Origin of the sequence: Bacteroides sp. MSK.18.37, from assembly GCF_019129155.2 — a bacterium.
Lineage (GTDB): Bacteria > Bacteroidota > Bacteroidia > Bacteroidales > Bacteroidaceae > Bacteroides > Bacteroides ovatus.
Window position 1 is genome coordinate 6,210,849 of record NZ_JAHOIB020000001.1, and the last position, 13,648, is coordinate 6,224,496.

At 39.9% G+C, this 13,648-nt stretch carries 13 protein-coding genes and 2 tRNA genes; 5 read left to right on the forward strand and 10 right to left on the reverse strand.

Annotated elements, in window-relative coordinates; genetic code table 11:
* Positions 1-38: 38 nt before the first annotated feature.
* Positions 39-1,307, forward strand: coding sequence for a DEAD/DEAH box helicase (locus KSX81_RS23925; RefSeq protein ID WP_004295906.1), 1,269 nt, complete (start codon positions 39-41; stop codon positions 1,305-1,307).
* A gap of 51 nt (positions 1,308-1,358) precedes the next feature.
* Here the strand turns inward: KSX81_RS23925 and KSX81_RS23930 are convergent, their stop codons facing one another.
* The 3 genes from KSX81_RS23930 to rfbC are packed head-to-tail and all read right to left on the reverse strand — an operon-like array spanning position 1,359 to position 4,081.
* Positions 1,359-2,156, reverse strand: a complete 798-nt coding sequence (locus tag KSX81_RS23930; protein ID WP_004295905.1) for a DUF4738 domain-containing protein — start codon at positions 2,154-2,156, stop codon at positions 1,359-1,361.
* 36 nt (positions 2,157-2,192) lie between these two features.
* On the reverse strand, positions 2,193-3,506 hold the full coding sequence (locus KSX81_RS23935; RefSeq protein ID WP_004295904.1) for a UDP-glucose dehydrogenase family protein: 1,314 nt from the start codon (positions 3,504-3,506) through the stop codon (positions 2,193-2,195).
* A 26-nt stretch (positions 3,507-3,532) separates the two neighbouring features.
* The gene (rfbC, locus tag KSX81_RS23940; RefSeq protein WP_004295903.1) at positions 3,533-4,081 is read right to left on the reverse strand and encodes a dTDP-4-dehydrorhamnose 3,5-epimerase; all 549 of its coding nucleotides are present in this window, start codon (positions 4,079-4,081) and stop codon (positions 3,533-3,535) included.
* Between the two features lie 90 nt (positions 4,082-4,171).
* On the opposite strand from rfbC, the gene KSX81_RS23945 reads away from it, so the two are divergent.
* Together KSX81_RS23945 and KSX81_RS23950 are read left to right on the forward strand one after the other, a co-directional pair.
* The gene (locus KSX81_RS23945; protein WP_004295902.1) at positions 4,172-5,257 is read left to right on the forward strand and encodes an SPOR domain-containing protein; all 1,086 of its coding nucleotides are present in this window, start codon (positions 4,172-4,174) and stop codon (positions 5,255-5,257) included.
* An 18-nt stretch (positions 5,258-5,275) separates the two neighbouring features.
* On the forward strand, positions 5,276-5,809 hold the full coding sequence (locus tag KSX81_RS23950) for an FHA domain-containing protein (protein WP_004295901.1): 534 nt from the start codon (positions 5,276-5,278) through the stop codon (positions 5,807-5,809).
* Positions 5,810-5,883: 74 nt separating this feature from the next.
* Here the strand turns inward: KSX81_RS23950 and KSX81_RS23955 are convergent, their stop codons facing one another.
* Positions 5,884-7,323, reverse strand: a complete 1,440-nt coding sequence (locus tag KSX81_RS23955; RefSeq protein WP_004295900.1) for a tagaturonate reductase — start codon at positions 7,321-7,323, stop codon at positions 5,884-5,886.
* 26 nt (positions 7,324-7,349) lie between these two features.
* The gene (locus tag KSX81_RS23960) at positions 7,350-8,417 is read right to left on the reverse strand and encodes a substrate-binding domain-containing protein (protein WP_004295899.1); all 1,068 of its coding nucleotides are present in this window, start codon (positions 8,415-8,417) and stop codon (positions 7,350-7,352) included.
* Positions 8,418-8,615: 198 nt separating this feature from the next.
* Here KSX81_RS23960 and uxaC point away from each other — a divergent pair, with 198 nt between their 5' ends.
* Complete coding sequence (gene uxaC / locus KSX81_RS23965; RefSeq protein ID WP_004295898.1) at positions 8,616-10,022, forward strand: glucuronate isomerase; 1,407 nt, start codon at positions 8,616-8,618, stop codon at positions 10,020-10,022.
* Between the two features lie 152 nt (positions 10,023-10,174).
* On the opposite strand, the gene KSX81_RS23970 is transcribed toward uxaC, so the two are convergent.
* The 4 genes from KSX81_RS23970 to KSX81_RS23985 form a co-directional block, all read right to left on the reverse strand.
* A tRNA-Lys gene (locus KSX81_RS23970) sits at positions 10,175-10,247 on the reverse strand.
* A gap of 32 nt (positions 10,248-10,279) precedes the next feature.
* A tRNA-Lys gene (locus tag KSX81_RS23975) sits at positions 10,280-10,352 on the reverse strand.
* Between the two features lie 88 nt (positions 10,353-10,440).
* Positions 10,441-11,244, reverse strand: coding sequence for an MBL fold metallo-hydrolase (locus KSX81_RS23980; protein ID WP_004295897.1), 804 nt, complete (start codon positions 11,242-11,244; stop codon positions 10,441-10,443).
* A gap of 82 nt (positions 11,245-11,326) precedes the next feature.
* Entirely contained in the window at positions 11,327-12,715 is a 1,389-nt protein-coding gene (locus tag KSX81_RS23985) for a peptide MFS transporter (RefSeq protein ID WP_004295896.1), read from the reverse strand.
* Positions 12,716-12,811: 96 nt separating this feature from the next.
* Here KSX81_RS23985 and KSX81_RS23990 point away from each other — a divergent pair, with 96 nt between their 5' ends.
* On the forward strand, positions 12,812-13,234 hold the full coding sequence (locus tag KSX81_RS23990; protein WP_004295895.1) for a BT0820 family HAD-type phosphatase: 423 nt from the start codon (positions 12,812-12,814) through the stop codon (positions 13,232-13,234).
* Positions 13,235-13,346: 112 nt separating this feature from the next.
* On the opposite strand, the gene KSX81_RS23995 is transcribed toward KSX81_RS23990, so the two are convergent.
* The gene (locus KSX81_RS23995; RefSeq protein WP_004295894.1) at positions 13,347-13,595 is read right to left on the reverse strand and encodes a DUF6965 family protein; all 249 of its coding nucleotides are present in this window, start codon (positions 13,593-13,595) and stop codon (positions 13,347-13,349) included.
* Positions 13,596-13,648 lie beyond the last annotated feature (53 nt).

Here is a 13,648-nt window from a genome sequence, read left to right on the forward strand (position 1 = left end):
AAAAATAGATTATCTTTGCTGACAAATTAAATAAAAGAATGAAGTTTTCCGAACTACAATTAAATGCAAATGTGCTTGAGGCGCTTGATGCCATGCGATTTGACGAATGTACGCCTATACAGGAGCAGGCAATTCCAATCATACTTGAGGGTAAAGATTTGATCGCAGTAGCACAGACAGGAACAGGTAAAACGGCCGCGTTTCTACTGCCTGTATTGAATAAATTATCTGAAGGTAAACATCCGGAAGATGCGATTAATTGTGTCATCATGTCTCCTACCCGGGAATTGGCCCAACAGATCGACCAGCAAATGGAAGGGTTTTCCTATTTCATGCCGGTATCGAGTGTTGCCGTATACGGTGGAAATGATGGAATATTGTTCGAACAACAGAAAAAAGGACTCACTTTAGGAGCTGATGTTGTTATTGCTACTCCCGGACGTCTGATCGCCCATTTAAGCCTTGGATATGTAGATCTTTCCAAGGTTTCTTATTTTATTCTGGATGAAGCAGACCGGATGCTCGACATGGGATTCTATGAAGATATCATGCAAATTGCGAAATATCTGCCGAAGGAACGACAGACAATCATGTTTTCTGCAACAATGCCTGCAAAGATTCAGCAATTGGCAAACACAATCTTAAATAATCCGTCAGAGATAAAGCTCGCAGTTTCCAAACCTGCAGAAAAGATTATTCAGGCAGCATACGTTTGCTACGAAAATCAAAAGCTGGGAATCATACGCAGTCTTTTTATGGATGAAGTTCCGGAACGTGTGATTGTCTTTGCATCTTCTAAAATCAAGGTCAAGGAAGTAGCCAAGGCTTTGAAATCCATGAAACTGAACGTAGGGGAAATGCATTCGGATCTGGAACAGGCTCAACGGGAAACTGTTATGCATGAGTTTAAAGCCGGACGAATCAATATATTGGTAGCTACGGACATCGTTGCACGTGGTATAGATATCGATGATATCCGCCTGGTTATCAACTTCGACGTGCCTCACGACAGCGAAGACTATGTACACCGTATCGGACGTACAGCACGTGCCAACAATGATGGTGTAGCACTTACGTTCATCAGCGAGAAAGAACAAAGTAACTTCAAAAGTATTGAGAACTTTCTGGAAAAAGAGATTTATAAAATTCCTATTCCTGAAGAATTGGGAGAAGCTCCGGAATACAAACCGCGTTCTTTTAGCAAGGGCAAGGGTGGCAACTACAAAAGAAAAGATTTCCGGGGAAAAAGGAATAATAATAACGGAGGAAAGAGAAATAACCGTCCGTCTCCCCCCAGACAAAATTAAAGCAAGGCTTTTTTAATCCGGCACTATACGATCTGAATGTATGGTGCTTTTTTATTTGGATGAAGTGATAGTCAAATCTCCTTTAAAACTTACTTCCATATTTACAATGCTATATATGGAAGTTTCCGGAATGGCCAGGACAGCTTGATAATGAAAACCGTTCCGGTCTACTTTCATAAACTTTGTATCTGACAGGATGGATTGCTCCAGAAAATCGACAGGAAGTACTTTGTCAAACATCTGTTTGGTAACATCGCTGGCAAACAGGCTCTTTTTACCTTCATACACACAAATGTGCATCACATTATCATAGTATACATTATCCATGCTAATCCCGTCTTCGGAATAAGTCGTCTTGATGACTCTCATTTTAGAAGGATTAATATATACGTATGCGCGATAGCGAGTGCCATTATAGGTCACTACACTATCGCGTTTGGTTACTTCCGTATATGCCGGAATGACTAATTCCTGACGGACAAAATAGATTGAATCATTGGCATCTTCGGATTTATGCAACTTAATTACATCATCCGTTATGGAATGAAACCAGAATATATGTTCTGCCTGCTTATCAATCTTGTAATAAGTAGTATCATTTCCATAAGTATAAAGAGTATCCCGTATTATTTTAAATGCAATGGGAGTACTTTGTACATCTGCATAGTAGATAGTATCTCCTTCTACACGCATCAACGGGCTCTCCGTTTCATCGTCCAGCCAAATTCCCTGCAGTAGTCCTTTTGCACTAAGATCCTCTTTCTCTTGTTGAAGAGAATGGGGACTCTTATTGCCGCTACATGCCGCGAAAAAGATTGCCATTAACGATACAGCCACATTTTTCATCATCTATTTTAGTTTTTATATAAAGATACTCTTATTTTTTTATTTACCAATACAGTGATAAATAAATCCGAGTTCTTCCATCTCTTTTTTATCATATATATTACGTCCGTCCAACACAATCTGCCGGGACATCGTTTTCTTGATAACGGCCCATGAAGGCAGACGGAATTCTTTCCATTCGGTAACCAACATCAACACATCAGCATCCAGTACGGCATCATACATATCGCAAGCATAATAGATAGTATCACCAATCCTGCGCTTACATTCTTGCACGGCAGCCGGATCGTATGCGCGTACTTTACAACCTGCTTTCAGCAATTTATCGATCAGGACTAATGCCGGAGCCTCACGCATATCATCCGTTTCCGGTTTAAATGCCAATCCCCACAAAGCAACAGTCTTACCCTGCAAATCACCATTAAACTGTTTCATTAACTTTTCGAACAAGACGCTTTTTTGGTTCTCATTCACTTCTTCCACAGCCGTAAGTACCCGCATGGTATAACCATTCTGTTCTGCTGTTTTAATCAATGCCTTCACATCTTTGGGGAAGCAGGAACCACCATATCCGATACCCGGGTACAGAAACTTACGTCCGATACGAGTATCCGAACCTATCCCACTACGCACCATATTCACATCCGCACCAACAATCTCGCACAAGTTTGCAATATCATTCATAAAGCTTATACGGGTTGCCAGCATCGAATTTGCCGCATATTTAGTCATTTCCGCAGACGGAATATCCATGAAAATCACACGGAAATTATTCAATAAGAATGGTTTATATAGTTTGGACATCAATTTCTCCGCACGTGCCGACTCCACTCCCACTACCACGCGGTCCGGGCTCATAAAGTCACTGATAGCATTTCCTTCTTTAAGGAATTCCGGATTAGAAGCCACATCAAAATCAACCGTCACGCCTCTCTTATCCAGTTCTTCCTGAATAACCGCACGAACCTTACTGGCAGTGCCTACCGGAACGGTACTTTTGGTAACTACCAATTTATACTGTTTCATATTGCGACCAATGGTACGGGCCACCTCCAATACGTATTTCAAATCAGCGCTGCCATCTTCATCCGGAGGAGTTCCAACTGCACTGAATATAACTTCCACTTCATCCAGACAACTTTCCAATGAGGTAGTAAACTTCAATCGCTTTGCTTTCATATTACGGAGTACCATCTCTTCCAATCCATTTTCATAAATTGGAATGTTCCCCTTTTGCAAAGATTCGATTTTCTCTTTGTTCGTGTCTACGCACGTTACATTCACGCCAATTTCGGCAAAACATGTGCCTGACACCAGACCCACATACCCTGTTCCCACGATTGCAATTTTCATACTTAATCTATTGTTTGTTTAGAAATTCATTCAAAATAAACGGCGTCCTTGAAAGCAGTTCCCTCTCTGTCTTTCGCAGATAATAACATTTGCGACTCTGCCAACGGCCAGTCGATCCCCAATGCTTCGTCATTATATAAAATAGAGGCTTCTGCCTGCGGAGCATACTTGTTATCTACCTTATATGTAAAAACAGCTTCTTCACTCAAGACAGCAAAGCCATGAGCAAAACCACGGGGAATAAAAAATTGTCTCTTGTTTTCTTCACTAAGCAATACACAAACATGCTTTCCAAACGTAGGCGATGATTTACGCAAATCAACGGCAACGTCGAGCACTTCTCCTTTAAGAACACGAACCAGTTTCGCCTGACTATGTTCTCCTTTTTGATAGTGCAATCCACGCAATACACCAAAAGATGATTTCGACTCGTTGTCCTGTATAAAGTTTACGGGACCAATATTGGCTTCAAACTCTTCTTTCTTATAGGCTTCCATAAAATAGCCCCGTTCATCGGAGAAAACTCTAGGCTCGATCAGCCATACTCCGTCTATTTCTGTCTGTATATAGTTCATTATTGATAGTGATAAATAAAACGATGCAAAAGTAGTGAATTTTTCGAAGTTTTCTGGGATATATTCAATTTATCTCTTAATTTTGCAGACATGATTGAATTGGCACAACATATAGAGACTTTACTACTGGAAAACGACTGCGTCATTGTTCCGGGATTTGGTGGTTTTGTAGCACATTATTCGCCCGCAACCCGCGTAAAGGAAGAAAATATATTTTTACCTCCTACCCGTATAATCGGTTTTAATCCTCAATTAAAACTGAATGACGGCGTACTGGTGCAATCTTATATGTCAGCATACGACACAAGTTTTGCTGACGCCAGCCGTATAGTAGAAAAAGAAGTAAACGAATTTATCGGTCTCCTTCATGAGGAAGGGAAAGCCCATCTGGATAATATAGGCGAGATTCATTATAACATTTATGGTAACTACGAGTTCGTTCCTTATGATTATAAGATAACAACTCCTTCATTGTATGGTCTCGACTCTTTTAAAATACATGAACTTTCGGCTCTGCAGCAGAAAGAAAAAGTATTGGTACCGACTTATCAGGAAAAGGAAAAGAAGACTTTTGAAATTAGTATCAACCGCGCGTATCTCCGCAATGCTGCAGCAATGATTGCTGCCATCGTACTGTTCTTTGCCTTTTCAACTCCGGTAGAGAATACCGACGTTCAAAAGAACAATTATGCACAGTTATTGCCCAGCGAGCTTTTTGAGCAAATAGAAAAGCAATCGGTTGCAGTAACTCCTGTTTATGTTAAGAACGATGTTGCGCAACAAGCAAAGAAGCTTTCTGCTTCTTCTGCTTCAACCAAAACTTCATCTGCTAAAAAGCATACAACGGATAAAGCCAAGACTTCCAAACCGATCGCAGTAAGAGAAGTGAAAGTGGTAAAACAGGAAACAGCGACTCCTGCTCCTGCGGTGAAATCTCAAGAAAGTGCAAATCATCCTTTTCATATCATTGTGGCAGGAGGAATCAGCCTAAAAGATGCAGAAGTTATTGCGAACCAATTAAAATCAAAAGGATTTGCAGATGCAAAAGCTCTGAACACTGATGGTAAAGTACGTGTCAGTATCAGTTCATTTAACAACCGTGATGAAGCGACCAAGCAATTACTTGAGCTAAGAAAAAACGAAACTTATAAGAATGCCTGGTTACTGGCTAAATAAAAACCCCTTTTAAAAAGCATGAAACGAGTTCTTTGTCCTAAATGTGAGAATTATCTTTATTTTGATGAAACCAAGTATAGCGAAGGCCAATCACTGGTATTTGAATGCGAACATTGTGGCAAGCAATTCAGTATCCGGTTAGGAAAAAGTAAAGTTAAGGCTCTTAGAAAGGAAGAAAACCTGGAAGAAGAAGCTGAATCTCATAAAGAAGAGTTCGGATATATCACTGTTATCGAAAATGTATTTGGTTTTAAACAGTTACTTCCCTTGCAGGAAGGTGACAATGTCATAGGCCGCCGTTGTGTAGGAACAAACATTAATACTCCCATTGAAAGTGGTGATATGAGCATGGATCGACGCCATTGCATCATCAATATAAAGCGTAATAAGCAAGGAAAGCTAGTCTACACATTACGAGATGCTCCTAGTCTCACAGGTACTTTCCTTATGAATGAAATTCTGGGAGATAAAGACCGTGTACGTATTGAAGATGGCGCTATTGTGACAATTGGAGCTACTACATTTATTTTGCATACGGCTGAACAAGAATAATAAATAACTTGATAATAAAAAATAGCGCCACTTGTTCAGAGAACAGTGGCGCTATTTTTTATTTAGTCTTCTAATTACAGAATACCTTTAACGGTCTCAAGCATTCCTTTTTCCTGGATAGAATCCAAATCAGCTTTTACGGCTTCTGTCAATCCCGGGATCTTATTCAAATCTTCTCCCCAGATAAAATCTGCAGCCAGAACACCTTCGGCAACTTTCTTTGTGCAACCTGTTGCCCAAAGTTCTTTCAGCAGGTTCATGATTTCAGGAGCATCATTCGGAACAATTTCAGCACCATCAGCACGTACACCACCTTTATAATAAGTAATGATAGCGGCTAAACCAAGTACCAGTCCTTTAGGAAGTTCACCTTTACGTTCCAGATAAGTCTTCAATCCCGGCAAATCACGAGTTTCGTATTTAGGGAAAGAATTCAGCATGATGCTGGTTACTGCATGATCCACGAACGGATTGTTGAAGCGTTCCAATACATCATTTGCAAATTTCTCCAACTCATCCTTCGGCAAGTTCAAAGTTTCCATCAGTTCGTCAAACATTACCTTGTGGATATATTTGCCAATCACTTCGTGCTGGCAAGCATCACGTACAATATTCACTCCCGAGAGATAGGCAACCGGAGAAAGAACAGTATGCGGGCCATTCAACAAAGTAACCTTACGTTCGTGATAAGGAGCCTCTGACGGTACAAACAATACATTCAAGCCTGCCTTGTCAGCCGGGAACTCTTTTGCAACTTCCTGCGGAGCTTCAATAACCCACAAATGGAAAACTTCAGCCTGAACAACCAGATTATCATCATATTGCAGTTTTTCTTTGATAGCAGCAATATCCTTGCGCGGGAATCCCGGAACAATACGGTCTACCAATGTTGCATATACACCACAAGCTTCTTCAAACCAAGTTTTAAACTCATTACCCAGGTTCCACAATTCAATATATTGATAAATTGTTTCTTTCAACTTATGACCATTCAGGAAAATAAGCTCGCAAGGGAAAATAATCAAACCTTTTGTCTTATCACCATTGAATGTTTTAAAACGATGATAGAGTAATTGAGTCAGCTTACCCGGATAAGATGAAGCAGGAGCATCCTCAAGTTTACAAGCCGGATCAAAAGCAATACCAGCCTCTGTAGTGTTTGAAATAACAAAACGCATTTCAGGTTGCTCTGCCAACTTCATAAACTCGTCATTTTGAGTATATGGGTTTAAAGCGCGGCTGATTACATCAATCATTGTCAAGCTGTTAACAGCCTCTCCTTTATCCAATCCTTGAAGGTTTACATGATAAAGATCATCCTGTGCATTCAGCATATCGACCATACCTTTATCAATCGGTTGAACCACTACTACACTGCTGTTGAAATCAGCTTTCTGGTTCATGTTATAAATAATCCAATCTACAAATGCACGCAAAAAGTTACCTTCGCCAAATTGGATAATACGCTCCGGACGTTGTGTTTTAGGAGCAGTTTCTTTGTTTAATGCTTTCATGTTAGTTGTAATTTATAAAGTTGATATTATACAAATTCAAAATAAAAATCAATGTTTTCCTTTATCAGGATATCAATAGGCATGTATTTTACAGGTTCAACAGACTTCTTAAACACGACATGATCGCACAAAGCCTTCACCCCACAATATCCTTGCAAACCCGGACGTTGCCCGATTAAATAATGCACATCACCGGATTTTAATAAATCTACGTTTGCTTTCAGAAGGTCATATCCTATCAGTCCTTTCATGCTACGTCCCGCATGACGAAGATACTCTCCCAACTGATACACTCTGGAATTAAATACAACTCCCAGTAAAGCCTTCGGATGCGCCTGAAAAAACTCATCCAATGTCTGTTGGTTACTTTCCTGATCGGATTTATTAAGTACTACCTCATGGATTACCAAGTTATTATATTCTTCGGCAATGTAACTCATAAAACCATCCAAACGGCGTTGCATCTGTATTTCAGCCGGATTATCTTTATTGTTACTTAAAAACAAAACCAACTCCTGGCCTTCTCCTGCCGAATAATTGCGCATCAATATTTTCGCTGCGATATATCCGCTCTTATATGAATCCTGCCCGATATACGTCAACGCTTTCGCTTCTTCCATATTGAAATCGACAAAAGCATAAGCAATCTTATTTTCCTGTAAATAGGCTGTCAGCGCCAGTGTCTCTTCCCGAAAATTCGGAGAAATCAATACCGCATCCACATTCTTTTCTTTTATAGAAAGGCAGGCTTCCTGATAACTCTTCTCATCCCCATGGTGATAGCACAAATAATCTATACTCACATTAAAAGGACGTAATTCTTGCCGGACACGCTCAATCCCCCCTACTACCGAATGCCAATAATCATGCTCTATATAATAAGGTATCAAACAGAGGAAAGAATATTTCTTTTTAGCAGCCAAACCGATAGCAAACACATTGGGCTGATAATGAATCTCATCCAACACCTTTTGTACTTTGGCTTTGCTTTTGGGAGACACGTCACCGCGATTGTGCAACACCCTGTCAACCGTTCCGGCGGAAACACCGGCCATACGGGCAATGTCTTTAATGGTATAGTTCTGGTCCTCCATAGTGCTAAAACTTAAATATTATAAATAATCGCTGCAAATATACGAATTATTTTGTTACTCCAAGTAAATTTTCTATTTTTGTGTTCGATAACGGTTAATAAAACTAAAACAAGATTTACGCCTATTAGCTTTAAAATCAATACTATATAGGTATAAATATAGAAAGTAATAATTTTATATACTTAAAACACAGTAATAATGAAGAACTTCATGGACGAAAACTTCTTGCTGCAAACAGAAACTGCGCAAAAGTTGTATCACGAGCATGCGGCTAAAATGCCGATCATCGACTATCACTGTCACCTTATCCCTCAAATGGTAGCTGACGACTACAAGTTTAAATCACTGACTGAAATCTGGTTGGGCGGTGACCACTACAAATGGCGTGCAATGCGTACAAACGGTGTAGACGAACGTTTCTGTACGGGAAAAGATACCACAGACTGGGAAAAATTTGAAAAATGGGCGGAAACAGTACCTTACACTTTCCGCAACCCATTGTACCACTGGACTCACCTTGAACTGAAAACGGCATTTGGTATCAATAAAATATTGAATCCACAAACCGCACGTGAAATTTACGATGAATGTAACGAGAAACTGTCTCAACCCGAATATTCAGCTCGTGGAATGATGCGTCGTTATCATGTAGAAGCCGTTTGCACAACGGATGATCCTATCGATTCATTGGAATATCATATCAAAACACGCGAAAGCGGATTTGAAATCAAGATGTTACCAACATGGCGTCCTGATAAGGCTATGGCTGTAGAAGTCCCTGCAGATTTCCGCAGTTATGTAGAAAAACTGGCAGAGGTAAGTGGTGTTATCATCTCCAACTTTGATGATATGATCGCTGCTTTACGCAAACGTCATGACTTCTTCGCAGAACAAGGCTGCCGTCTGTCTGACCATGGTATTGAAGAATTCTACGCAGAAGATTATACAGATGCTGAAATCAAAGCCATCTTTAATAAGGTATATGGTGGCGCAGAATTGACCAAGGAAGAAATTCTGAAATTCAAATCGGCAATGCTTGTGATCTTCGGTGAAATGGACTGGGAAAAAGGATGGACTCAACAATTCCATTACGGCGCTATTCGTAACAATAACACGAAGATGTTTAAATTACTGGGTGCTGATACAGGTTTCGATTCTATCGGTGAATTTACAACCGCCAAAGCAATGGCTAAATTCCTTGATCGCCTGAACACTAATGGCAAATTGACTAAAACAATCCTCTACAACTTGAACCCATGCGCCAACGAAGTAATTGCAACAATGCTGGGTAACTTCCAGGATGGTTCTATCCCGGGAAAAATCCAATTTGGTTCCGGATGGTGGTTCCTCGATCAAAAGGATGGTATGGAAAAACAAATGAATGCTTTGTCAGTACTCGGTCTTTTGAGCCGCTTCGTAGGTATGTTGACCGACTCTCGTTCATTCCTATCCTACCCGCGTCATGAATATTTCCGCCGTACATTGTGTAACCTGGTAGGACGTGACGTAGAAAACGGAGAAATTCCGGTATCTGAAATGGAGCGTGTAAACCAAATGATTGAAGATATCAGCTACAACAATGCCAAGAACTTCTTCAAGTTCTAATAGATAGTAGTTACACTATAAAAAAACCGCTACCAAAGTCGAATATAGCTTTGAGTAGCGGTATTTTTTATTCCTACAGCTGAACAGTAACACCCCAAAAAGCTCTTAACAAAAAAGGAGAACCTTTTAAGTTCTCCTTTTAATAATCTTTGTACACCCTCAGGGACTCGAACCCTGGACCCATTGATTAAGAGTCAATTGCTCTACCAGCTGAGCTAAGAGTGCAACATTTTATTTTTATTGCAACGTCGAATTTGTACACCCTCAGGGATTCGAACCCTGGACCCACTGATTAAGAGTCAGTTGCTCTACCAACTGAGCTAAGAGTGCTTAATTCCTCGTTTGCGGTTGCAAAAGTAGGTCTTTTATTTTATTTGACCAAACAATCATGCAGCTTTTTTACTATCTTTTTTCGTCTTTATTCGAACACATAAAGCTCGGAAGGCGTATTTCGCTTTAAAGCAAGTAGTTGCACATCTTTGCCTACAATAACACCTTTGTTCTTTAATTTCCATTCCACCGTTTTATAAGCCAGCTCCGGGTGATTATTGTCTTTACTTAAATGGCATAACCAGATATATCGCAAATGTTCAGTAATATTTTCCGCCAGAAACTCTGCAGTATCAGAGTTACTCATGTGTCCGGTTTTACTTGCAATCCGTTCTTTCAGATATTGAGGATAAGGCCCCATTTTGAGCATTTCCTCATCGTAGTTGGCTTCAAGTATCAGATAATGGGCTTTACTGATATAATGAGCAGCTGTAGGAGTAATCTCTCCAAGGTCGGTTAAGAAAGAAAAGACTTTGCCATCAATTTCAATGCAATACCCCACATTGTCCGTTCCATCGTGTGGCACTTCAAAAGATTCGATGTGAAAATCTTCCAGCGTCATAGGCTCTTGCTTTTCCAGATAACGAACTGACGAGCTAAGTTTCTCCGTCATACAATAGCTACGATTAATTCCAGCATGAATACGTGCGGTTGTATAAACAGGAATATTCATTTTTTCTCCCAGATTACCCACTGCTTTAATATGGTCAGCATGATCGTGCGTTATAAATACCGCACGAATACTATCCATCAAGATATTATAATCTTTCAGTGATTTTTTGATAGTACGTATGCCGATTCCGGCATCTATCAGTATCCCATAGGTTTCAGTGCCCAGATAATAACAGTTCCCGCTACTGCCACTCGCCAGGCTTATAAATTTTACTTTCATGTTTTATCCTCTTTATTAAAATGCAAAATGCCGTCAACTTTTACAGCAAAGTGACGGCAAATATACATAAAAAAGCAGAGAATTACCGAGAAGCCTCCTTCTTTTTGTCGATGGATTCGGTGATTTTTGCAAATAATAGTAGCGCTACAGCGGCAATCAGGCCTATAGCAGCAAAGTAATACCATATATAATGGGCATTTCCACTAGCTGCCTCCCATGCTTCCCGCGTCTCGAACAAAGCCGGATCCGGACAATATTTAGTGAGCAAAATTCCCGCCAGACCAAAACCGAAAATAGAAGAAAGGAATGAATGTAAATGACTGAATCCTAAATACATTCCTTCTTCTCCTTTCGGAGCCTGTAAAGAGAAATATTCCAGATAACGCGGTGAAATGAAACATTCGGCAAGCGCCTGCACAACTATACCCGCAATCATCATCAGAGTAATATTGCTCATACCTGTAATAAGATCATTACCCAACAAATTTCCACATGCCATCAGTAATGCCGAAATAGGAATCAAAAACATTCCCACATTCATCGAAGTAATCGCACTGCGTTTGGCCATCAAACGGGTGATAAAACTAACGCAGCAAACCACCACAAACGGATTCACGTTGGCAATCCAACCCGGTTTTGCCGTCTCTCCAGCCATACGAATCACATATTTAGGCATAGTGGCATAAAGCTGCTGTTGCACCATCCAGAAACCTGTAACAATCAAAATAAGAATCAATAAACGCCAGTTTGTGATGATTCGCATAAATCCCTGTCCAATCTCATGGAGACTTTTTCCTTCACCTGCCGTATGCGTCGATTTATAAAGAAGAATAACAGCAAGTAAAGCAACTATTGTCATCGCACCGGAGAAATAATTAATATAGATATACGCTTGTTCACCAATGACATTACGCAAAGGATCGATAATCGTTTTACCGGTGAAAGCACCCACATTTACCATCATATAAAATATGGAATAACCACGGGCACGGGTTGCTTCCGTTGTTTCTTTAGCCACAGAAGCGGAGATAATGGACTTAATGAAAGAACCTCCCACCATAAGTACAAACAAAACCGGCACGATGATCCACCGGGTATAGCTATCAGGCAAACCATTAAATTGAGTAGTGGCACCATAACTAACCAAACCGGCAGCTTCCAGTAAAGTGGGCAGTACACCCAACCCTAAATATCCGATGGATAATAAGGAAAATGCTATAATCATTGATTTCCGGAAACCGATCTTGTCAGCATAAGCACCGGAAAAAATAGGAAGCAGATACAATCCACCGGAAAAAAGCCCGGAAATCATACTTGCTTCGAAATCATTAAAACCTAAAATGGAAGATAGATAAATAGTGAGAACGATAAAAACGGCATAATATGCCATACGCTCAAACAGTTCGACTGTGTTGCTGACCCAAAATGCTCTCGTAAAGCCTTTAGCAGCACGCTGAGGGGAATTGTTCATGTATTTATATTTTTATTAAAATGTTAATTTGAGACAAAGATACGTTTTTTTGGCTTACTGTCCGTATCTTTGTTCCAAATTAGGTAATTAAAAACTATGATTATAGCTGTTGATTTTGACGGAACGATTGTAGAACATCGTTATCCACGCATTGGTGAAGAGATTCCATTCGCTGTTGACACATTGAAGTTATTGCAACAAGAAAAGCATCGTTTAATACTGTGGAGTGTGCGTGAAGGAGCACTTCTGGACGAAGCTGTCGAATGGTGTAAAGCCAGAGGTTTAGAATTTTATGCCGTTAATAAGGATTATCCTGAAGAGCAGAAAGGCCATCAGGGATTCTCTCGAAAGTTGAAAGCCGACATGTTCATTGACGATCGAAATCTGGGTGGTTTACCAGACTGGGGAGTCATTTACGAAATGATTAAAGAGAAAAAGACGTTTGCAGATATCTATAGCCAAAACGGAGAAGAAGAAAAAACATCCCTGAAAAAGAAGAAAAGATGGCTGCCTTTTTAGGAAGCTGATAAATATCAAACTAATAAAATAGAAATGCATTCTTATCTGACATGATTAGAGTGCATTTCTATATTCATAAATGATTTATCATTCAACATTGAATCGCAATTTGCTACGCTTCTTTATTTTCCCACTTTTCCCTAAACTCCCATAATTGCTCAATAGTGGGATGAAAAGTCGGATTCTCCCAGTTTCTGGAAATCATTGCAATCAAAGATTCCAAATACGATTTACCATCAATAATGGTAGTACATTTATTGACCTGATATCTTTCTGTTGGATAATTCTTTGTCTCAATCATCTTTTTTGCCCAGTTCAATAATTCCTGAACAGCTTCATTGTCATAAGTATGTTGTGCCATATCTTTAGAATTTTCCGCAAAGATACAAAGTTTATTTATTCATAAATAAAGTT

Bases quoted from the DNA above. Each gene is read 5' to 3' on its own strand.
- KSX81_RS23945 (WP_004295902.1), top strand. From the start codon at position 4,172: ATGATTGAATTGGCACAACATATAGAGACTTTACTACTGGAAAACGAC.
- KSX81_RS23935 (WP_004295904.1), bottom strand. From the start codon at position 3,506: ATGAAAATTGCAATCGTGGGAACAGGGTATGTGGGTCTGGTGTCAGGC.
- KSX81_RS23950 (WP_004295901.1), top strand. From the start codon at position 5,276: ATGAAACGAGTTCTTTGTCCTAAATGTGAGAATTATCTTTATTTTGAT.
- uxaC (WP_004295898.1), top strand. From the start codon at position 8,616: ATGAAGAACTTCATGGACGAAAACTTCTTGCTGCAAACAGAAACTGCG.
- KSX81_RS23985 (WP_004295896.1), bottom strand. From the start codon at position 12,715: ATGAACAATTCCCCTCAGCGTGCTGCTAAAGGCTTTACGAGAGCATTT.
- KSX81_RS23995 (WP_004295894.1), bottom strand. From the start codon at position 13,595: ATGGCACAACATACTTATGACAATGAAGCTGTTCAGGAATTATTGAAC.
- KSX81_RS23925 (WP_004295906.1), top strand. From the start codon at position 39: ATGAAGTTTTCCGAACTACAATTAAATGCAAATGTGCTTGAGGCGCTT.
- KSX81_RS23930 (WP_004295905.1), bottom strand. From the start codon at position 2,156: ATGATGAAAAATGTGGCTGTATCGTTAATGGCAATCTTTTTCGCGGCA.
- KSX81_RS23955 (WP_004295900.1), bottom strand. From the start codon at position 7,323: ATGAAAGCATTAAACAAAGAAACTGCTCCTAAAACACAACGTCCGGAG.
- rfbC (WP_004295903.1), bottom strand. From the start codon at position 4,081: ATGAACTATATACAGACAGAAATAGACGGAGTATGGCTGATCGAGCCT.
- KSX81_RS23990 (WP_004295895.1), top strand. From the start codon at position 12,812: ATGATTATAGCTGTTGATTTTGACGGAACGATTGTAGAACATCGTTAT.
- KSX81_RS23960 (WP_004295899.1), bottom strand. From the start codon at position 8,417: ATGGAGGACCAGAACTATACCATTAAAGACATTGCCCGTATGGCCGGT.
- KSX81_RS23980 (WP_004295897.1), bottom strand. From the start codon at position 11,244: ATGAAAGTAAAATTTATAAGCCTGGCGAGTGGCAGTAGCGGGAACTGT.